This window comes from Burkholderia sp. SRS-25 (genome assembly GCF_004343765.1).
GTDB lineage: Bacteria > Pseudomonadota > Gammaproteobacteria > Burkholderiales > Burkholderiaceae > Burkholderia > Burkholderia contaminans.
Genome location: NZ_PTXM01000007.1, coordinates 147,717 through 167,591, shown reverse-complemented (window position 1 = coordinate 167,591; position 19,875 = coordinate 147,717). Strand labels below are relative to the sequence as shown.

The following is a 19,875-nucleotide window of genomic DNA, read 5'->3' as shown; positions in this document are numbered from 1 at the left end:
ATCAGCCGAACCGGCCGGTGATGTAGTCTTCCGTTTCCTTGCGCACCGGCTTGATGAAGATCTTTTCGGTCTCGCCGAATTCGATCAGCTCGCCCAGGTACATGTAAGCCGTGAAATCCGAGCAGCGTGCGGCCTGCTGCATGTTGTGCGTGACGATCACGACCGTGTAGTCGCTCTTCAGCTCCGCGATCAGCTCCTCGATGCGGCCCGTCGAGATCGGGTCGAGCGCCGAGCACGGTTCGTCGAGCAGCAGCACTTCCGGACGGATCGCGATGCCGCGTGCGATGCACAGACGCTGCTGCTGGCCGCCCGAGAGACCGTAGCCGCTCTGGTTCAGCTTGTCCTTCACTTCGTTCCACAGCGCAGCCTTCGTGAGCGCCCACTCGACGCGATCGTCCATTTCCGAGCGCGTGAGCTTCTCGAACATCTTCACGCCGAACGCGATGTTGTCGTAGATCGACATCGGGAACGGGGTCGGCTTCTGGAACACCATGCCGATCCGCGCGCGCAGCAGCGAGATGTCGCGCTTCGTCGTCAGCAGGTTCTCGCCATCCATCAGGATTTCGCCTTCGGCGCGCTGCTCCGGGTAGAGCGCGAACATCTTGTTGAACGTGCGCAGCAGCGTCGACTTGCCGCAGCCCGACGGGCCGATGAACGCCGTCACCTTCCCTTCCGGAATGCTCAGGTTGATGTTCTTCAGCGCATGGAACTTGTTGTAGAAGAAGTTGAGGTTGTTGACCTCGATCTTCGCGTTCAGCGGCTCGAGCGGACGGCCGTGCGCCGCTTCTTGCGTGCCGGCCGGCGCTGCAGTGCGCTCGACCGGATTCAGGTGGCTTTCTGCCATATTCATCGGATTGCTCCGCCGTTACTTTTTCGAGAAGATCGAGCGCGCCAGGATGTTGAGTCCGAGCACCCCGAGCGTAATCAGGAACACGCCCGCCCATGCGAGCGACTGCCATTCCGCGAACGGGCTCATCGCGAACTTGTAGATCGTGACGGGCAGGTTCGCCATCGGCTGGCTCATGTCCCACGAGAAGAACTGGTTCGACAGCGCGGTGAACAGCAGCGGCGCCGTTTCGCCGGCGATCCGCGCGACGGCGAGCAGCACGCCCGTGATGATCCCGCCGACCGACGCGCGCAGCGTGATCTTCAGCACCATGCGCCACTTCGGCGTGCCGAGCGCGAAGGCCGCTTCACGCAGTGCGTTCGGCACGAGCTTCAGCATGTTCTCGGTCGTGCGGATCACGATCGGAATCTGCAGCAGCGCGAGCGCGATCACGCCGGCCCAGCCCGAGAAGCGGCCCGACTTCGCAACGACGATCGCGTACACGAACAGGCCGATCACGATCGACGGCGCGGACAGCAGGATGTCGTTGATGAAGCGGATCGTGCTCGCCAGCAGGTTCTTCTGGCCGTATTCGGCAAGATAGACGCCTGCGAGGATGCCGATCGGCGTACCGACCAGCGTGCCGAAACCGCACAGCAGCAGGCTGCCGACGATCGCGTTCGCGAGACCGCCGCCTTCCGTGTTCGGCGCCGGCGTCGATTCGGTGAACAGTTGCAGCGACAGGCCGCCGACGCCGAGATGCACCGTCGTGTAGAGAATCCACACGAGCCACAGCAGGCCGAAGGCCATCGCGCCGAGCGATGCGGCCAGCGCGATCGCGTTGATGGCCTTGCGCTTGCGCTGCAGGCGGTTGCGCATCGCGTCGAGCACGGCGCCGTCCGGACCCGGGAAATTCATGATGGGCTCGCTCATTTCTTGCCCTCTCCCTTCTCGAGACGAAGCAGCAGCAGTTTGGAGATGGACAGCACGACGAACGTGATCACGAACAGGATCAGGCCCAGTTCCATCAGCGCGGACGTATGCAGGCCCGGTTGCGCTTCCGCGAATTCGTTCGCCAGCGCCGACGTGATGCTGTTGCCCGGTGCGAACAGCGACACGCTGTCGAGCAGGTTCGTGTTGCCGATCACGAAGGTCACGGCCATCGTCTCGCCGAGCGCGCGGCCGAGGCCGAGCATCACGCCGCCGATCACACCCGTCTTCGTATAGGGCAGCACGACCTTCCACATCACTTCCCAGGTCGTGCAGCCGATGCCGTACGCCGATTCCTTCAGCAGCACGGGTGTGACTTCGAACACGTCACGCATCACCGATGCGATGTACGGGATGATCATGATCGCGAGGATCACGCCGGCTGCCAGGATGCCGATACCGATCGGCGGGCCGGCGGTCAGCGGGCCGAGAATCCATACGTCCTTGAACAGGCGGCCGATCGGCTTCTGGAAATATTCCGCGAAGATCGGGGCGAATACGAGCAGGCCCCACATGCCGTACACGATCGACGGAATCGCGGCGAGCAGCTCGATCGCGATGCCGAGCGGGCGGCGCAGCCACACAGGCGACAACTCGGTGAGGAACAGCGCGATGCCGAAGCTGACCGGCACGGCGATGACGAGCGCGATGACCGACGTCACGATCGTGCCGTAGATCGGCACGAGCGCGCCGTAGATGTCCGAGTTCGGATCCCACTCGGATTGCCACAGGAAGCCGAGGCCGAACTTCTGGATGGTCGGCATCGACGCGATGATCAGGGAGACGATGATCCCGCCGAGCAGCAGCAGGGTCACGATGGCGGCAAGCCGTGCAAGACCGCCGAATACGACATCCCCGAGGCGGCTCGGCGCGCGTTGCTGCGCAACGTCGGCGGACCGTGAGGACGTATAGGAAATATCAGACATGGGTGCCTGCTTTTGATTGCCGGGCGCCGTAACGCCCGGCTTTACCGCACGCACTGCCCGACCGGCACGGCCGGGCAGCGAACCGCTGCAATGCTTACTCCGCGGCGACCGGCTTGCCCGAAGCGTCCGTCACCTTGATCTTCCACTGCTTGCGGATTTCCGCTTCGACTGCCGGCGGCAGCGAGATGTAGTCGAGGCTGTCGGCAGCCTTCTCGCCGTTCTTGAACGCCCAGCTGAAGAACTTCAGCGTTTCCACGCCCTGCTCCGGCTTGTCCTGCTTCGCGTGCAGCAGCACGAACGTCGCACCGACGACCGGCCATGCTTCCTTGCCCGGCTGGTTCGTCAGGATCTGGTAGAACGACTTCGACCAGTTCGCGCCGGCAGCAGCGGCCTTGAACGTTTCCGTCTTCGGCTCGACCACCGTGCCCGTCGAGTTCTTCAGGGCCGTGTAGACCATGTTGTTCTTCTTCGCGTACGCCCATTCGACGTAGCCGACCGCGCCCGACAGGCGCTGCACGAAGGCTGCGACGCCGTCGTTGCCCTTGCCGCCCGTGCCCGTCGGCCAGTTGACCGTCGTGCCTTCGCCGACCTTCGACTTCCACTCGTCGTTGACCTTCGACAGGTAGTTCGTCCAGATGAAGCTCGTGCCCGAGCCGTCAGCGCGGCGAACCACGGCGATGTCCGTGTCCGGCAGCTTGACCTTCGGGTTCAGTGCGGCGATCGCCGGGTCGTTCCACTTCTTGATCTTGCCGAGGTAGATGTCGCCGAGCACCGGGCCCGACAGCGTCAGTTCACCCGGCTTCACGCCCGGAACGTTGACGACCGGCACCACGCCGCCGACCACCGTCGGGAACTGGAACAGGCCTTCCTTCGCGAGTTCCTCATCCTTCAGCGGAGCGTCCGAACCGGCAAAATCGACCGTCTTCGCGTTGATTTGCTTCAGGCCGCCCGACGAGCCGATACCTTGGTAGTTGACCTTCGCGCCGCCGGTCTGCTGGTAGTCAGCAGCCCATTTCGTATAGATCGGCATCGCGAACGTGCTGCCTGCGCCCGTGATGTCGGCAGCGTGAGCGGCGACGGCGAAAAGCGCGCCAGCCAGGCCGGCAATCGCGGTTTGCATCAATTTCATGAGACCTCCAGTGTGTGAGCGGATGACTACGGCACCGCGAAGGTTAGGGGCTCCTCATGACGGTAATGTGACAATCGATGAAACTGGCGTGACAGTAACATGACTGGTTGAAAGGGAGTATCGGGTGCGGCGCGCGCGGCGCCCGGACGGCGCCGGAACCGCGGTGGCGGCAAGAATTGCCTGCCTGGAAGGGACGGGAGACTTCCCGTTTTACATCGGTGCGAGCGGATCGTAGCGCAGCGTCTGCGACACGGAAAGCCCCCGCTTGTGGCTGGCCCGCTATCAGGGTCCGACGATTTTCCGAACCGGGATCGCGGTGGCGACGCGCCCTTCTTAATAGGTATCGCAAACCTTTGCGTCTGACGAAATCACGGCGCCCCGAAGGCGCCGTGTGCGAGTTCACCGGAACACCGGCGCGCAGGTGTTTGACCTGACGCGCAGGGCCGCCGCGTCAGGTCGTCGCCGCGCGCACAGCGTCGGCGATCGTCTCCGCATGGCGGACCGCGTCGGCGGCCTGCTGTGCTTCGACCATCACGCGCAGCACGGGCTCCGTGCCCGATGCGCGGATCAACACGCGGCCGCTGCCGGCGAGCGCGGCCTCGGCTGCGTCGATCGCGGCGCGAATCGACGTACTGCCCTTCCAGTCGGCGCCCGGCTTCATCCGCACGTTGATCAGTTTCTGCGGGAACAGCGTGACGCCGTCGAGCATCTGCGCGAGGGTCTTGCCACTGCGCTTCAGCGCGGCCAGCACGAGCAGCGCCGACACGATGCCGTCGCCGGTCGAGTGGCGGTCGAGCGACAGGATGTGCCCCGAGCCTTCCGCGCCGAGCTGCCAGCCGTGCTCGCGCAGCTGCTCGAGCACGTAGCGATCGCCGACCGCCGCGCGGACGAACTTCACGCCCTCGCGCTGCAGCGCGACTTCGACCGCGAGGTTCGTCATCAGCGTGCCGACCGCGCCTTCGACGTTGCCGTCGGTCGCGATCCGGTCCTTCACGAGCACGTAGAGCAGTTCGTCGCCGTTGTACAGGCGACCGGTCGCGTCGACCACTTGCAGGCGGTCCGCATCGCCGTCGAGCGCAATGCCGAGATCGGCGTGGTTCGCACGCACCGCGCGCACCAGCGCGTCCGGTGCGGTCGCGCCGACACCGTCGTTGATGTTGAAGCCGTTCGGCGCGACACCGATCGGGATCACGTCCGCGCCGAGTTCGTGGAACACGTGCGGCGCGATCTGGTACGCGGCGCCGTGCGCGCAGTCGATCACGAGCTTCAGCCCGCGCAGGTTGAACGCGGCCGGGAACGTGCTCTTGCAGAACTCGATGTAGCGGCCGGCTGCGTCGTCAAGGCGGCGCGCCTTGCCGAGGCCGTCGGACGACGCGCACTCGAGCGGCTTGTCGAGCCACGCTTCGATCGCGGCTTCGGTGTCGTCCGGCAGCTTGTTGCCGTCGGCGGAGAAAAACTTGATCCCGTTGTCGTGATACGGGTTGTGCGATGCACTGATCACGACGCCCGCCGACAGGCGCAGCGCGCGCGTCAGGTACGCGACGCCCGGCGTCGGCATCGGGCCGGCCAGCATCACGTCGACGCCCGCCGCCGAGAATCCGGCCTCGAGCGCGGCTTCGAGCATGTAGCCCGACACGCGCGTGTCCTTGCCGATCAGCACGGTCGGACGCGAACCTGCCGCGACATCGGCCGAGCCTGCCAGTACCTTGCCGGCCGCATAGCCGAGACGCAACACGAAATCCGGCGTGATGGGTGCCTCGCCCACCGTGCCGCGAATGCCGTCCGTGCCGAAATATCGACGTCCCATGGTGATTCTTCCTCCTTCGTCTTCTGACTTATCGTTGCCGCGCGGCTTCGCGCACGGCATTCCAGATTTTCAGCGCGTCGACCGTCGCCGCGACGTCATGCACGCGCACGATCGCCGCCCCGCGCTCGGCCGCGCACACTGCGGCCGCCACGCTCGCCGCGACGCGCTCCATCGGGGGCTTGCCGCCGATCACCGCGCCGAGCATCGACTTGCGCGACATGCCCGCGAGTATCGGATACGCGCGGCCGTCGGGCCGCACGGGTGCCGTGTCCGGCAACGCGGCCAGCAGCGCATAGTTGTCGTCGACAACCGCCTTGCCGAATCCGAAACCGGGATCGACGCAGATCCGCTCCGGCGCAATCCCCGCATCGCGCAGCGCCTGCGCGCGCTCGGCGAGAAAATCGCGCACGTCGGTCACGACGTCGCCGTAATCGGGTTCGCCGACCTGCATCGTCTGTGGCTCACCAAGCATGTGCATCGCACACAGTCCGCAGTTGCCATCGCGCACCGCGTCGATCGCGCCCGGTTGGCGGAACCCCCAGATGTCATTGATCAGGTCGGCGCCTGCGGCCAGCGCCGCACGCATCACGGCCGGTTTGTAGGTATCGATCGACAGCGGCACGTTCAGCGGCCGCAGCGCTTCGACGAGCGGAATCACGCGCGCGAGTTCCTCGTCGAGCGGCACGGGCGGCGCGCCGGGGCGCGTCGATTCGCCGCCGATATCGAGAAGGTCGACGCCTTCGGCAATCATCCGCTCGGCCTGGCGCAGCGCATCGTCGCGCGCGAGGAAGCGGCCGCCGTCGGAGAACGAATCAGGCGTGGCGTTGAGAATGCCCATCACGAGCGGGCGTTCGAACGTCAGTTCGAAGCGGCCGCACTGGAGTGGCGCGGGAATGAATGGGGAAACAGCGGAATCGGACACGAGCAACTGGCGTGAATGAATGCAAAACGGGCCGGTGTGAAGCCACACCAGCCCGTGAACGGCGCTAAAGCGCTAGAGCGGAGATTATGCCGCCGGCGAAGCAGGTGCCGGCGCGTTGGCGGGCTTCACCTCGGCGCTGCTGCCGCCACCCGACGAATCGCCGCCGACAGCCGGCGAGCTCTTCGGGGAGCGCGGCGGACGCCCTTCCATGATGTCGTTGATCTGATCGGCATCGATCGTCTCCCACTCCATCAGCGCGGCGGTCATCGCTTCGACCTTGTCGCGGTTCTCTTCGAGCAGACGGCGCGCAAGGCCGTACTGTTCGTCGAGCACGCGGCGGATTTCCGAATCGACCTTCTGCTGCGTCGCTTCCGAGATCGTGCGCGTGAAGCCGCGGCCGAACGGCGATGCATCGTTCTCGTCGTCGACGTAGACCATCGGCCCGAGCGCGTCGGTCATGCCGAAACGGGCCACCATCGCACGCGCCGTCTGCGTTGCCTTGTTGAAGTCGTCCGATGCGCCGGTGCTGACGAGGTTCATGAACAGCTCTTCCGCCACCCGGCCACCGAACAGGATCGCAAGGCGGTCCATCAGGTAGTCCTTCGAGTACGTTTCGTTGTCATGCTCCGGCAGCTGCCACGTGACACCCAGCGCGCGACCGCGCGGGATGATCGTGACCTTGTGCACGGGGTCGGCCTTCGGCAGCAGCTTCGCGATCACCGCGTGGCCCGACTCGTGATAAGCGGTCGCACGCTTCGCTTCTTCTCGAATCACGGCCGACTTGCGCTCCGGACCCATGAAGATCTTGTCCTTCGCGTCTTCGAAATCCTGCATCTCGACGATGCGCTTGCCGCGACGCGCGGCGAACAGCGCTGCCTCGTTCACGAGGTTCGCGAGATCGGCGCCCGAGAAGCCCGGCGTGCCGCGTGCGATGACTGCCGCATCGACGTCGTTCGCGATCGGTACCTTGCGCAGGTGCACGCGCATGATCTGTTCGCGGCCGCGGATGTCCGGCAGACCGACGTAGACCTGACGGTCAAAACGGCCCGGACGCAGCAGCGCCTTGTCGAGTACGTCGGAGCGGTTGGTTGCGGCGATCACGATCACGCCCGAGTTCGCCTCGAAGCCGTCCATTTCGACGAGCATCTGGTTCAGCGTCTGTTCGCGTTCGTCGTTGCCGCCGCCCATGCCGGCGCCGCGATGACGGCCGACCGCGTCGATTTCGTCGATGAACACGATACACGGTGCATGCTTCTTCGCCTGCTCGAACATGTCGCGCACACGAGCTGCACCGACACCAACGAACATCTCGACGAAGTCCGAACCGGAGATGCTGAAGAACGGCACCTTCGCTTCACCCGCGATCGCGCGGGCCAGCAGCGTCTTGCCGGTACCCGGGGGGCCGACGAGCAGCACGCCGCGCGGAATGCGGCCGCCCAGCTTCTGGAATTTCTGCGGATCGCGCAGGAAGTCGACGAGCTCGGACACTTCTTCCTTCGCTTCGTCGCAGCCCGCGACGTCGGAGAAGTTCACCGCGTTGTTGTTCTCGTCGATCAGCCGCGCGCGCGATTTCCCGAACGAGAATGCGCCGCCTTTGCCGCCCCCCTGCATCTGCCTCATCATGTAGAACCAGAACACGATGATCAGGATCGTCGGCCCGAGGTAGTACAGCGCGGACATCAGCGCATTCGGCTCATCGTCGGCCTTGCCGCTGACCTGCACGCCGTACTTCATCAGATCGCCAACCATCCAGATGTCGCCGGGCGACACGATCTGGTATTTCTGGCCATCAGCCGGAGTGACGGTGAGGTTGCGCCCCTGAACGATGACGTTCTTGACCTTGCCGTTCTTGGCGTCGTCCATGAACTGCGAATAGGACACGCCTTCCTGGACGCGGGGCTTGTCGAACTGCTTGAACACCGTAAACAGCACCAGTGCGATCACCAGCCACACCGCTGCCTTCGAAAACATATTGTTGTTCAAAGCACCACTCCTTCACTCGTAGACGAGCGCCTACATTTTCCTTGCGGCGCCCCTCGGTCATTCTAATCCAGTCCGACCACCCTCGCCATAAGCATTGACAACCGCCGCGATAGCGCTTCGCTTGTCTGGCAAGGGCCGGAGCCCGTTTGCGGCACCTCGTTGCGCATCAGCGCGGACGTTTCAGATGCCGACCCAAAATGAACGTTTCGGACGATTTGTCGCGGGACGCCTTCGGCTTGCGCGGCGCGACGGTCTTAAACTGCTGTTTGAATTTCTCGACGATCTGGCTGTAGCCGCTGCCGTGAAAGCATTTCACGAGCAGCGCACCATCCGGCTTCAGATGATTCTGCGCGAATTCGAGCGCCAGATCGCACAGATGCTCGATGCGCGCCGCGTCTGCCGAGGCCACGCCAGAGAGGTTGGGGGCCATGTCGGAAATAACAAGGTCGACCGCGCGCCCTTCGAGCACTTCTTCGAGCTGGTGAAGGACTTCGTCCTCGCGGAAGTCGCCCTGCAGGAAGTGGACGTCGGCGATCGGCTCCATCGGCAGGATGTCGAGCGCCACGATCGTGCCGTCGATGCCGCCTTCGCGCTCCGCGTCGCGCTTCTTGCCCTGCGCGAGCTTGTTGCGGGCATACTGGCTCCAGCTGCCCGGCGTCGCGCCGAGGTCGACGATCACCTGGCCCGGACGGATCAGCTTGTCCTGCTCGTCGATTTCCTTCAGCTTGTACGCGGCGCGCGCGCGATAGCCCTCCCGCTGCGCCATTTTGACGTAGGGGTCGTTGATGTGGTCGTGCAGCCAGTGCTGGTTGAAGCGGTTTTTTGCCATTCGAGAGAGAGATTGCTGCCAATTGCTTCGTGAAGCCGCGCTTTTAGCGGATAATACGCGTCTTCTTCGCGCGGCTGCGGCCCCTTTTCAGGCCCAAGCCGCGATTTTACGTGGTTTCGGCGCACGGCTGACGCGGTAACTTCCCGCGATCGCTATTCAGTCAGCGCGCCCTTATTTAGATTTCGACATTTCCATGCCCGCCCTTTCGCTTTCTCCCGCCGAGCGCTCCGCGCTGCGCTCCCAGGCCCATGCGCTCAAGCCCGTCGTGCTGATCGGGGCCGAAGGGCTGACCGACGCCGTGCTGAAGGAAATCAAGGTGCACCTCGACGCGCACCAGCTGATCAAGATCCGCGTGTTCGGCGACGAGCGCGACGAGCGCATCGCGATCTACGACGAGATCTGCGACCGCCTGAGCGCGGCGCCGATCCAGCACATCGGCAAGCTGCTGGTGATCTGGAAGCCCGAAGCCGCCGCAGCGGCTCCGTCCCGCGGCCGTCGTGCCGGCACCGTGCCCAGCGCGGCCGAAGCCGTCGACGACAAGAAGGGCCGTGCTCCGCGCACCGTCAAGGTCGTCAAGGTGTCGCCGAACGCGAGCCCCGTGCGTCGCCCGCGGCCGGTCAAGGTCACGGTGCGCGGCAACGAGCGCGTGACGGCAGGCGGTAACGTGAAGCGCGCCAAGAAGCGCCAGGCCAGCACGAAGCGACCGTTCCAGGACAAGTAAGCATCGTGGCGGCACGGCTACGCCGTACCGCCGCCCTGCCCGCGGGCCCGGCATCGACCGGGCCCGCGCGGCATTCGCGTCAGGCGTCGCGCGCCGGCAGACGCCAGATCAGCATCAGCCCCAGCACGCTCTCGACGAGGTAGAACACGCTCGAGACGCCGTGCAGCATCCCGAAGCGGCTCGCATACGGCGAGTTCGCGATATCGGTGCCCGCGTCCATCGCAGCCACTCGCAGCGCGTTCATGAACGGCTGCAGTGCGAAATACCCGACCAGCACGCACACGACCATCGCGGCGACGATCCAGCGCACGCGGCGATAATCGCTGCTGCCGCGCCGCACCTGCTGGTTCGACAACGCGAGCAGCAGCACGCCACACACGACACCCAGGATCGCCTCGATACGGAACAGCTGGGCGGCGACCGAACCGGCCGTCATCCGCTCCAGCGTCTTGAACAGTACGGGCGCGACCGCATACCCGATCGTCAGCAGGCTGCCGACCCACACGGCCGACAGCAGACGGAACACGCGATGCGGCATCACGTCGCCCCGCTTCAGATGTAGCTGACCGAGATGATTTCGTACTCGCGCACGCCGCTCGGTGCCTGCACGGCCGCGACGTCGCCTTCGGACTTGCCGATCAGCGCGCGTGCGATCGGCGAGCTGACCGAGATCAGGCCGTGATCGATATCGGCTTCGTCGTCGCCGACGATCTGGTACCTGACGGTATCACCCGACTCGAGATCCTCGAGTTCGACGGTCGATGCGAAAACCACACGGCCTTCGGCATCGAGCACGGTGGGATCGATGACTTGCGCGGCCGACAGCTTCGATTCGAGTTCCGCGATACGACCCTCGATGAAGCCCTGCTTTTCCTTCGCGGCATCGTATTCGGCGTTTTCGGACAGGTCGCCCTGTGCGCGGGCCTCCGCGATCGCGTTGATCACGGCCGGCCGCTCGACGGACTTGAGGCGCTGCAATTCATCGCGCAGGAGTTCCGCGCCACGCTTTGTCAACGGAATGGTGCTCATAAACGGCTCAATCGCTAAAAACGGCTATAAAAAAAATCACCGCGATTAAGCGCGTTTCCGATGCACTGGAAACACCGCCTAATCGCGGCACGTGTTGCTTCGACAGGTAACTGACTGCTTAGTTTAGGCGAGCGTGAAGACCTTGTAAATCATAGACTTCCAGATCCTTCAGGTAGCGCAAGCCTTCAACCGCCGCGCGCGCGCCCGACATCGTCGTGTAGTACGTGACCTTGTGCGCCTGCGCGCTCATGCGGATCGAACGGGAATCGGCGATCGCCTGGCGCGTCTCGTCGACCGTCGTGAACACGAGCGCGATCTCGCCGTTCTTGATCATGTCGACGATGTGCGGACGGCCGTCCTTCACCTTGTTCACGACCTTCACCGGCACGCCGGCCGCTTCGATCGCGGCAGCGGTACCCTTCGTCGCGACGATCGGGTAGCCGAGGTCGTGCAGCATGCGCGCGACTTCGACCGCCTTGGGTTTATCCGCGTCCATCACGGTCAGCAGCACCGTGCCCGACTCCGGCAGGCGCGAACCGGCCGCGAGCTGCGACTTGAACAGCGCTTCGCCGAACGTCTGGCCGACACCCATCACTTCGCCGGTCGAACGCATTTCAGGCCCGAGGACCGGATCGACGGTCGGGAACTTGACGAACGGGAACACCGCTTCCTTCACGCTGAAATACGGCGGCTCGACTTCCTTCGTCACGCCCTGCTGCGCGAGCTTCTGGCCGACCATCGCACGCGCCGCGATCTTCGCGAGCGGCAGGCTGGTCGCCTTCGACACGTACGGCACCGTGCGCGATGCGCGCGGGTTCACTTCCAGCACGTAGATGATGTCCTGCTTCGAACCGTCCGCCTGCGGCACCTGCTGGATCGCGAACTGCACGTTCATCAGGCCGACCACGTTCAGCGCCTTCGCCATCGCGCCCGTCTGGCGCTTCAGCTCGGCCACGGTTTCCTTCGACAGCGAGTACGGCGGCAGCGAGCATGCCGAGTCGCCCGAGTGGACGCCCGCCTGTTCGATGTGCTCCATCACGCCGCCGATGAACACGGCTTCGCCGTCGCAGATGCAGTCGACGTCGCACTCGATCGCGTCGTTCAGGAAGCGGTCGAGCAGCACCGGCGAATCGTTCGACACCTTCACGGCCTCGCGCATGTAGCGCTCGAGGTCGCGCGGCTCGTGGACGATTTCCATCGCGCGGCCACCCAGCACGTACGACGGGCGCACGACCAGCGGGTAGCCGATTTCAGCAGCCAGCGCGAGCGCTTCGTCTTCGGCGCGCGCGGTGCGGTTCGGCGGCTGGCGCAGGCCGAGGTCCTGCAGCAGCTTCTGGAAGCGTTCGCGGTCTTCGGCCGCGTCGATCATGTCCGGCGACGTGCCGACGATCGGCACACCGTGCGCCTCGAGGTCGAGCGCGAGCTTCAGCGGCGTCTGGCCGCCGTACTGGACGATCACGCCGACCGGCTTCTCCTTGTCGACGATCTCGAGCACGTCTTCCAGCGTCAGCGGCTCGAAGTACAGGCGGTCGGACGTGTCATAGTCGGTCGACACCGTTTCCGGGTTGCAGTTGACCATGATCGTTTCGTAACCGTCCTCGCGCATCGCGAGGGCCGCGTGCACGCAGCAGTAGTCGAACTCGATGCCCTGGCCGATCCGGTTCGGGCCGCCGCCCAGCACCATGATCTTCTTGTTGGTGGTCGGCTGCGCTTCGCACTCTTCCTCATAGGTCGAGTACATGTACGCGGTTTTCGTCGCGAACTCGGCCGCGCAGGTGTCGACGCGCTTGTAGACCGGGCGCACGTTGAGTTCGACGCGGCGCTTGCGGACGTCTTCCGGGCTCGCGCCGAGCAACTTCGCGAGGCGGCGGTCGGAGAAGCCGCTCTGCTTCAGGTAGCGCAGCTCGTCGAACGTGAGCGACGCGAGCGTGCGGCCGCCGAGCGCCTTTTCCTTCAGGATGATCTGCTCGATCTGCTCGAGGAACCACGGGTCGATCGCGGTTTCCGCGTAGATTTCCTGGGCCGTCATGCCGATACGGAACGCATCGCCGACGTACCAGATGCGGTCCGGGCCCGGCTCGTGGATCTCGATCGCGATCTCGTCGCGGTCGGTCGACTTCTCGTCGAGACCGTCGACGCCCACTTCGAGGCCGCGCAGCGCCTTCTGGAACGATTCCTGGAACGTACGGCCGATCGCCATCACTTCACCGACCGACTTCATCTGCGTCGTGAGGCGCGAATCGGCTTCGCGGAATTTCTCGAATGCGAAGCGCGGGATCTTCGTGACGACGTAGTCGATCGTCGGCTCGAACGACGCCGGGGTCTGGCCGCCGGTGATTTCGTTCTTCAGCTCGTCGAGCGTGTAGCCGACCGCCAGCTTCGCCGCGACCTTCGCGATCGGGAAGCCCGTTGCCTTCGATGCGAGCGCAGACGAACGCGACACGCGCGGGTTCATTTCGATGACGACCATGCGGCCGTCCTTCGGGTTGATCGAGAACTGCACGTTCGAGCCGCCCGTGTCGACGCCGATCTCGCGCAGCACCGCGAGCGACGCGTTACGCAGGATCTGGTATTCCTTGTCGGTGAGGGTCTGCGCCGGTGCGACCGTGATCGAGTCGCCGGTGTGCACGCCCATCGGGTCGAGGTTCTCGATCGAACAAACGATGATGCAGTTGTCGGCGCGGTCGCGCACGACTTCCATCTCGTATTCCTTCCAGCCGAGCAGCGATTCTTCGATCAGCAGCTCGCGCGTGGGCGAGAGATCCAGGCCGCGCTTGCAGATCTCTTCGAACTCTTCGCGGTTGTAGGCGATGCCGCCGCCCGAGCCGCCGAGCGTGAACGACGGACGGATCACGACCGGGTAGCCGCTGCCGCCGGTGAGCGCCATGATCTCGGCGTGCACCTGGGTTGCTTCTTCCATCGAGTGCGCGATGCCCGACTTCGCGGAACCGAGACCGATCTTGGTCATCGCTTCCTTGAACTTCTGGCGGTCTTCGGCCTTGTCGATCGCTTCCGGCGACGCGCCGATCAGCTCGACGCCGAACTTCTCGAGCACGCCGTGGTGATGCAGGTCGAGCGCGCAGTTCAGCGCGGTCTGGCCGCCCATCGTCGGCAGGATCGCGTCCGGGCGCTCCTTCTCGATGATGCGCGCGACGACTTCCCACGTGATCGGCTCGATGTAGGTCACGTCGGCCGTGTTCGGGTCGGTCATGATCGTCGCCGGGTTGCTGTTGACGAGAACGACCTTGTAGCCCTCCTCACGCAACGCCTTGCAAGCCTGCGCGCCCGAATAGTCGAACTCGCACGCCTGGCCGATGATGATCGGGCCGGCGCCGATGATGAGGATGCTTTTGATGTCTGTGCGTTTTGGCATGGCTTGTGAATTCAATAAGTAATCGTTGTCGTGGGTCGGCCGGCTGCGCTCAGCTCATCGTGGCGAGCGCGAGCTTCACCGAGAATCCGATGAACAGGCCGCCCACGCTGCTCGCCGCGCCTGCTGCAAGCTTGCGGCGGCGGCGGAAGTGCTCGGCAAGCCGCGCACCCGCGAAGATCAGCGTGCTCAGGTACAGGAAGCTCGCGCATTGCGCGATCGCCCCGAGCACGACGAACGACAGCGCGGGATGCGGGAATGCCGGGTCGACGAACTGGATGAAGAACGAGATGAAGAACAGGATCGCCTTCGGATTCAGCAGGCTCACGATCAGCGCCTTGCGGAACGGCCGTTCGCCGTCCACCGCGGGCGCTGCCTCGACCGGCGCATTCGCCGGCGCGCGCAGCTTCTGCCACGCGCTGCGCAGCATGCCGGTGCCGATGTAGAGCAGATACGCGGCGCCGCCGTACTTGACGACGGAGAACAGCAGCGGGTTCGCCTTCAGCAGTGACGCGACGCCGGCGGCGGACAGCACCATCAGCACCGTGTCGCCGACGAACACGCCGCACGCCGCGCGATAGCCGGCCTTCACGCCGCGCTGCGCCGCGAGCGACAGCACGTACATCGAGTTCGGCCCCGGCAGCAGGATGATGAAGATCACGCCGAACACGTAGGTCCAGATATCCGTGATGCCGAGTGCGTGGCCGAACATGATGCGAATCTCCCGTTCTTCGGTTGCGTCGTTGACGTCAGGCGTTGCGCTGCTTCGCCGCGTCCATCAGCGCGGTGAAACGGTCGAACAGGTAGCCGATGTCGTGCGGGCCGGGCGACGCTTCCGGGTGGCCCTGGAAGCAGAATGCCGGCTTGTCGGTCAGCTCGAAGCCCTGCAGCGTGCCGTCGAACAGCGACACGTGCGTCACGCGCGCGTTGGCCGGCAGCGAATCCGCATCGACCGCGAAGCCGTGGTTCTGCGACGTGATCACCACGCGACCGTCGCCGAGATCCTTCACCGGGTGATTCGCGCCGTGGTGGCCCGTCTTCATCTTCAGCGTCTTCGCGCCGACCGCGAGGCCCATGATCTGGTGACCCAGGCAGATGCCGAAGGTCGGCACGCCGCGCTCGATGAACTGCTTCGTGGCCGCGATCGCGTAGTCGCACGGCTCCGGATCGCCGGGGCCGTTCGACAGGAACACGCCGTCCGGATTCAGCGCGAGCGCATCTTCCGCGCTCGCCTGCGCCGGCAGCACCGTCACGTGGCAGCCGCGCTCCGCGAGCATGCGCAGGATGTTGTACTTGACGCCGAAATCGTACGCGACGACGCGGTACTTCGGCGCTTCCTGCATGCCGTAGCCGCCTTCGAGGCGCCATTCGGTCTGCTTCCACTCGAACGGCTTCGTGGTCGACACGACCTTGGCGAGATCCATGCCGGCGAGACCCGGGAACGAGCGCGCAAGCTCGATTGCCTTCGCTTCGTCGTCCGAGCCCGTCAGGATGCAGCCGTTCTGCGCGCCCTTGTCGCGCAGGATGCGGGTCAGCTTGCGGGTGTCGATGCCGGCGATCGCGACGACGCCTTCGTCGCGCAGGTAGTCGCCGAGCGTGCGGTCCATGCGGAAGTTCGATGCGAGCGAGGGCAGATCACGGATGATCAGGCCGGCGGCATGGACTTTCGTGGCTTCGACGTCTTCGGCGTTGACGCCGACGTTGCCGATATGCGGATAGGTGAGCGTGACGATCTGGCGCGAGTAGCTCGGGTCAGTCAGGATTTCCTGATAGCCGGTGATCGCGGTATTGAACACGACTTCGCCGATCGTGTGGCCTTCGGCCCCGATCGAATAACCACGAAAGACCGTGCCGTCGGCGAGTGCAAGCAAGGCGGGAGTAAAAGACGGCAACACGGGAGGCTCCTTGGGGAACACCCTGCTGCCGACCTGCTTACCCTGCCGCGCGAGCGCCGCGCTGCGTGGGCGCGCGCGGTCGCTTGCTGGACGCGGCCTGCGTTGTCGAGACGCGAACCCGGCGCGTGGCGCACGAGGCTTCGCGGCATCGCCCGGCAGGCGGCGTGCGGCGGATGAACGGGATGAGTGAGGTAGGCGCTAGGGTGCGAGGTTGATCAGCACAAACTTTCAAATTATAGCCTGAAAATGGCCCTATCTTCAATTGATATGGCCGTCCGATCGTGCGCGCGCCGCGTCCGGCAACGCGCTGCGGCCCCGTTTACGCGGCCGCCCTACCCGCCAGCGTACCGCCGGATCAGTGCGCTTGACCAGTGCCTCGCGCGGGCCACACGTACCAGACCGCGCTCGCGAGCTGCAGCGCGAGCAGTACACCCCAGGCGGTGAAGTGCGCGGCGGCCGGATAGCGGCCGTCGGCAGCAGGCCAATGCGACAGCACCCCGCCGACACCGATCTGGAACGCAAAGATCAGCAGGAAGATCACGAGCGTCAGCGTCGTGTTCGCGCGGCCGATCAGGTGAGCGGGAAAATGCCCGGCCATCACCGCGTAGGTCAGGATGCCGACGCCGCCGAACATCCCGTAGGCCGCCCACAGCACGGCCGGCGGCACCGGCACGCGCGCGATGATCGCGGCCTGTGTCGCGACGAACAGCGCCATGCCGACGCCGCAGAATGCGTACACCGATACACCGCGCCGCTCGAGCACGCGGGCCGCGGCGCCGAAGCCGACGCAGCCGGCCATCATCGCGAAACCGAGCACCGATACGAGGCGCGCGGCATGCGGCGCATCGAACCCCGCGACATCGCGCAGGTACGGCCCGACCCACAGCGACTGCATCGCATAGAACACACCCTGCGTGACGACGGAGAACGACGAGATCTTCCAGAATGCACGGCTGCTCAGGATGTGCCACGTCCCTTTGAACTGGCTGACGAGCCCGCCCTGGTGGCGCACCTGCTTCGCTTCCGGTGCGCCCAGCCCGATCGACGCGGCGACGATCACCGTCAGCACCGCGAGGCCGAAACAGATCGCGCGCCAGTTCGTCCAGCCGAGCAGCCAGGTCAACGGCGAACCGACCATCACGCCGCCGAGGCCGCCCACGGCCATCACGAGGCCGTTGACGAGCGGCAGCCGTCCGACCGGGAAATGCTGCGCGAGCGCCTTGAACGCCGCACCGAGACACACCGAGACGCCAACGCCGATCAGCAGCCGGCCGACCATCATCGTGCCGAGGGTATGCGCGGTGCCGAACACGGCCGCCCCGGCGGCCGCGAACAGCAGCATGCCGGCCGTCACGCGGCGCGGGCCGAAGTGGTCGAGCATCACGCCGGCCGGGATCTGCGCGCCCGCGAAGCCGAGGAAATAGAGACTGGTGAGCAGGCCGAGATCGGCGGCCGACAACCCGAGCTCGTGCGTGACGAACGGCGCGAAGCCGAGGTTGACGCCGCGAAACACATACGACACGAAATACCCGACCGAAAACAGCGCGAGCACCCTCACCTGCACCGACGACATCACTTCCCCTTGTTATATGAAGACATTCGAAGCAGCGCCCCCGCGCCGCGCACAAACAAAAACGCCGTCACCTCGGTGACGGCGTTTCATTGCATTTCGTCGGATGATAGCGCAATCGCGCGAACCGGGCCGGCCGCACGATGCGATCGCGACTGCGTTACTTCTTCTTGCTCTTGTGCGCTGCGGCCTTGGCCGGTGCCGCTTTCGCTGGAGCCGCCTTCGCCGATTTGGCCGCCGGCTTCGCCGCGCCGCGCTTCGCGCCGTGCGACTTGCCGCCCACCGCCAGGCTCGCGCGCTCGATGTGCGCACCGCCGGCCGACGTCGCGATCCGCTCCGGACCGGGTTCCGCCGGTACCGAACGACCGACCGGCACGTGCAGCACGAGTGCCTGGCCCGGCATCACGAGATCGCGGTGCGTGCGGTTCCACGCCTTGAGCTGGCCGACCGACACGCCGTAGCGGCCGGCGATCGCCGCCATCGACTGCTTGCGGCGCACGCGGATCAGCATCTTGCGCGTGTCGGGTACGTCGGGCTCCATCGCGAGCGCGCCGTTTTCGGCCACGTCGGCGCTGATGTCCTCGTCGTCGTCATCGCCGCGCGGCACGACGATCGTCGAGCCCGGCTTCAGGCGCATGCCGGCCGGAATCTTGTTGATCGACATCAGCGTATCGGCGTCCACGCCGATCTTCTCGGCGATCGCGGCCGGCCGCGCCCGTTCGCTGACCGTATAGGTGGTCCACGACGAAAGCTGGCCGTTGTAAGCCTTCAGGTTCTTCTCGAACGCCGACGCGTTGTCGAACGGCAGCAGGATCTGCGGCTCGGTCGCGCCGAGGATCACCGGCTTCGAGAACGACGGGTTCAGCGAGCGGAATTCGTCGAGCGACAGATTCGCGAGCTTCGCGGCCACCGCCACGTCGATGTCGCGCGACGTCGTGACCGTCACGAAATACGGGTGGTTCGGGATGTCCGGCAGCGCCAGGCCGTACTGCTGCGGATTCGCGATGATGTTCTTCACCGCCTGCAGCTTCGGCACGTAGTTGCGCGTCTCGTTCGGCATCCGCAGGCTCAGGTAGTCGGTCGGCAGGCCGGCCGCCTGGTTGCGCGCGATCGCGCGCTGCACGTTGCCCTCGCCCCAGTTGTACGCGGCCAGCGCGAGATACCAGTCGCCGAACATGTCATGCAGGCGCGACAGGTAGTCGAGCGCGGCGCTCGTCGACGCGAGCACGTCGCGGCGCTCGTCCTGCCACATGTTGCGCTTCAGGTTGTACGTGCGGCCCGTGCCGGGCATGAACTGCCACATGCCGGCCGCCTTCGCGACCGACAGCGCCTGCGGGTTGTACGCGGACTCGATGAACGGCAGCAGCGCGAGCTCGGTCGGCATGTGACGCGCCTCGAGCTCCTCGACGATGTGGTACAGGTACTTCTGCGAGCGCTCGGTCATGCGCTGCACGTAGTCCGGGCGCTGCGTGTACCACGTGGTCTGCATGTCGACGAGGTCGGTCTGCAGGTCGGGCATCTGGAAACCGCGGCGGATGCGACCCCAGAGATCGGAGTCCGCACTGGTCAGGTCGCCGACGGATTGCTTGTCGACGTCGACGGTTTCTTTGGCGGTGGCTGATTTACGGAGGTAGGTGGACGTCGCCTGCGAATCGGCGGCGTTGTTGGCGACAGGGGCCTGGCTCGCACAAGCGGCGAGCAGCAGAACCACCATCGCACTCAATATAAGTCGCATGAAAATCTCTGCTTCCGACGGCTGGAAATTGCAGGCGATACTACGGAAGTGCGTGCTTCACGTCAATAAAAACACCGAAAACTCAGCGAAATCCTACATTTGGAGCAATTTTTACAGACACCGCTTGAGCTTTGGAGTCCTCC

The 19,875-nt window shown here is 65.2% G+C and carries 16 protein-coding genes; 1 reads left to right on the top strand and 15 read right to left on the bottom strand.

Annotation, left to right across the window (positions count from 1 at the left end; all coding sequences use genetic code 11):
- Position 1 precedes the first annotated feature (1 nt).
- The 8 genes from pstB to C5O79_RS11015 form a co-directional block, all read right to left on the bottom strand.
- Positions 2 to 850: a phosphate ABC transporter ATP-binding protein PstB gene (pstB, locus tag C5O79_RS11050; protein WP_039347653.1), complete on the bottom strand. Its 849-nt coding sequence runs from the start codon at positions 848 to 850 to the stop codon at positions 2 to 4.
- Positions 851 to 865: 15 nt separating this feature from the next.
- Entirely contained in the window at positions 866 to 1,759 is an 894-nt protein-coding gene (gene pstA / locus C5O79_RS11045; RefSeq protein ID WP_046545371.1) for a phosphate ABC transporter permease PstA, read from the bottom strand.
- The gene (gene pstC, locus C5O79_RS11040) at positions 1,756 to 2,742 is read right to left on the bottom strand and encodes a phosphate ABC transporter permease PstC (RefSeq protein ID WP_046545370.1); all 987 of its coding nucleotides are present in this window, start codon (positions 2,740 to 2,742) and stop codon (positions 1,756 to 1,758) included. The genes pstA and pstC overlap by 4 nt, the downstream gene beginning before the upstream one ends.
- A gap of 94 nt (positions 2,743 to 2,836) precedes the next feature.
- The gene (gene pstS / locus C5O79_RS11035; RefSeq protein ID WP_131931363.1) at positions 2,837 to 3,871 is read right to left on the bottom strand and encodes a phosphate ABC transporter substrate-binding protein PstS; all 1,035 of its coding nucleotides are present in this window, start codon (positions 3,869 to 3,871) and stop codon (positions 2,837 to 2,839) included.
- Positions 3,872 to 4,322: 451 nt separating this feature from the next.
- Entirely contained in the window at positions 4,323 to 5,678 is a 1,356-nt protein-coding gene (glmM, locus tag C5O79_RS11030) for a phosphoglucosamine mutase (RefSeq protein WP_046545368.1), read from the bottom strand.
- A 28-nt stretch (positions 5,679 to 5,706) separates the two neighbouring features.
- Positions 5,707 to 6,648 carry a dihydropteroate synthase gene (folP, locus tag C5O79_RS11025; RefSeq protein WP_122473760.1) on the bottom strand — a complete coding sequence of 314 codons (942 nt, stop codon included), beginning with the start codon at positions 6,646 to 6,648 and terminating at the stop codon, positions 5,707 to 5,709.
- A 36-nt stretch (positions 6,649 to 6,684) separates the two neighbouring features.
- Positions 6,685 to 8,583, bottom strand: a complete 1,899-nt coding sequence (ftsH, locus tag C5O79_RS11020) for an ATP-dependent zinc metalloprotease FtsH (RefSeq protein ID WP_039347669.1) — start codon at positions 8,581 to 8,583, stop codon at positions 6,685 to 6,687.
- Positions 8,584 to 8,749: 166 nt separating this feature from the next.
- Positions 8,750 to 9,412, bottom strand: a complete 663-nt coding sequence (locus C5O79_RS11015) for an RlmE family RNA methyltransferase (protein ID WP_046545366.1) — start codon at positions 9,410 to 9,412, stop codon at positions 8,750 to 8,752.
- 193 nt (positions 9,413 to 9,605) lie between these two features.
- Here C5O79_RS11015 and C5O79_RS11010 point away from each other — a divergent pair, with 193 nt between their 5' ends.
- Positions 9,606 to 10,133, top strand: coding sequence for a YhbY family RNA-binding protein (locus C5O79_RS11010; protein ID WP_039347674.1), 528 nt, complete (start codon positions 9,606 to 9,608; stop codon positions 10,131 to 10,133).
- A 79-nt stretch (positions 10,134 to 10,212) separates the two neighbouring features.
- On the opposite strand, the gene C5O79_RS11005 is transcribed toward C5O79_RS11010, so the two are convergent.
- The 7 genes from C5O79_RS11005 to C5O79_RS10970 all read right to left on the bottom strand — a co-directional run bounded on the left by C5O79_RS11005 (position 10,213) and on the right by C5O79_RS10970 (position 19,732).
- Complete coding sequence (locus tag C5O79_RS11005; protein ID WP_046545365.1) at positions 10,213 to 10,671, bottom strand: DUF4149 domain-containing protein; 459 nt, start codon at positions 10,669 to 10,671, stop codon at positions 10,213 to 10,215.
- Between the two features lie 14 nt (positions 10,672 to 10,685).
- Positions 10,686 to 11,162 (bottom strand): transcription elongation factor GreA, encoded by a 477-nt coding sequence (greA, locus tag C5O79_RS11000; protein ID WP_039347681.1) that lies wholly within the window; start codon positions 11,160 to 11,162, stop codon positions 10,686 to 10,688.
- 118 nt (positions 11,163 to 11,280) lie between these two features.
- Positions 11,281 to 14,535, bottom strand: a complete 3,255-nt coding sequence (gene carB, locus C5O79_RS10995) for a carbamoyl-phosphate synthase large subunit (protein ID WP_039347683.1) — start codon at positions 14,533 to 14,535, stop codon at positions 11,281 to 11,283.
- Positions 14,536 to 14,584: 49 nt separating this feature from the next.
- Complete coding sequence (gene leuE / locus C5O79_RS10990; RefSeq protein WP_046545364.1) at positions 14,585 to 15,244, bottom strand: leucine efflux protein LeuE; 660 nt, start codon at positions 15,242 to 15,244, stop codon at positions 14,585 to 14,587.
- Between the two features lie 37 nt (positions 15,245 to 15,281).
- Positions 15,282 to 16,427 carry a glutamine-hydrolyzing carbamoyl-phosphate synthase small subunit gene (gene carA, locus C5O79_RS10985; protein WP_041492797.1) on the bottom strand — a complete coding sequence of 382 codons (1,146 nt, stop codon included), beginning with the start codon at positions 16,425 to 16,427 and terminating at the stop codon, positions 15,282 to 15,284.
- A 355-nt stretch (positions 16,428 to 16,782) separates the two neighbouring features.
- Positions 16,783 to 18,000, bottom strand: a complete 1,218-nt coding sequence (locus tag C5O79_RS10975; protein ID WP_122473759.1) for an MFS transporter — start codon at positions 17,998 to 18,000, stop codon at positions 16,783 to 16,785.
- A 157-nt stretch (positions 18,001 to 18,157) separates the two neighbouring features.
- Positions 18,158 to 19,732 carry a transglycosylase SLT domain-containing protein gene (locus C5O79_RS10970; protein WP_046545363.1) on the bottom strand — a complete coding sequence of 525 codons (1,575 nt, stop codon included), beginning with the start codon at positions 19,730 to 19,732 and terminating at the stop codon, positions 18,158 to 18,160.
- Positions 19,733 to 19,875 lie beyond the last annotated feature (143 nt).

What these genes read in the sequence shown, in the direction of transcription:
- greA (WP_039347681.1), bottom strand. Translation starts at nt 11,162, where the DNA reads ATGAGCACCATTCCGTTGACAAAGCGTGGCGCGGAACTCCTGCGCGAT.
- pstS (WP_131931363.1), bottom strand. Translation starts at nt 3,871, where the DNA reads ATGAAATTGATGCAAACCGCGATTGCCGGCCTGGCTGGCGCGCTTTTC.
- C5O79_RS10970 (WP_046545363.1), bottom strand. Translation starts at nt 19,732, where the DNA reads ATGCGACTTATATTGAGTGCGATGGTGGTTCTGCTGCTCGCCGCTTGT.
- C5O79_RS10975 (WP_122473759.1), bottom strand. Translation starts at nt 18,000, where the DNA reads ATGTCGTCGGTGCAGGTGAGGGTGCTCGCGCTGTTTTCGGTCGGGTAT.
- C5O79_RS11010 (WP_039347674.1), top strand. Translation starts at nt 9,606, where the DNA reads ATGCCCGCCCTTTCGCTTTCTCCCGCCGAGCGCTCCGCGCTGCGCTCC.
- pstA (WP_046545371.1), bottom strand. Translation starts at nt 1,759, where the DNA reads ATGAGCGAGCCCATCATGAATTTCCCGGGTCCGGACGGCGCCGTGCTC.
- pstB (WP_039347653.1), bottom strand. Translation starts at nt 850, where the DNA reads ATGAATATGGCAGAAAGCCACCTGAATCCGGTCGAGCGCACTGCAGCG.
- glmM (WP_046545368.1), bottom strand. Translation starts at nt 5,678, where the DNA reads ATGGGACGTCGATATTTCGGCACGGACGGCATTCGCGGCACGGTGGGC.
- carB (WP_039347683.1), bottom strand. Translation starts at nt 14,535, where the DNA reads ATGCCAAAACGCACAGACATCAAAAGCATCCTCATCATCGGCGCCGGC.
- C5O79_RS11015 (WP_046545366.1), bottom strand. Translation starts at nt 9,412, where the DNA reads ATGGCAAAAAACCGCTTCAACCAGCACTGGCTGCACGACCACATCAAC.
- pstC (WP_046545370.1), bottom strand. Translation starts at nt 2,742, where the DNA reads ATGTCTGATATTTCCTATACGTCCTCACGGTCCGCCGACGTTGCGCAG.
- leuE (WP_046545364.1), bottom strand. Translation starts at nt 15,244, where the DNA reads ATGTTCGGCCACGCACTCGGCATCACGGATATCTGGACCTACGTGTTC.
- C5O79_RS11005 (WP_046545365.1), bottom strand. Translation starts at nt 10,671, where the DNA reads ATGCCGCATCGCGTGTTCCGTCTGCTGTCGGCCGTGTGGGTCGGCAGC.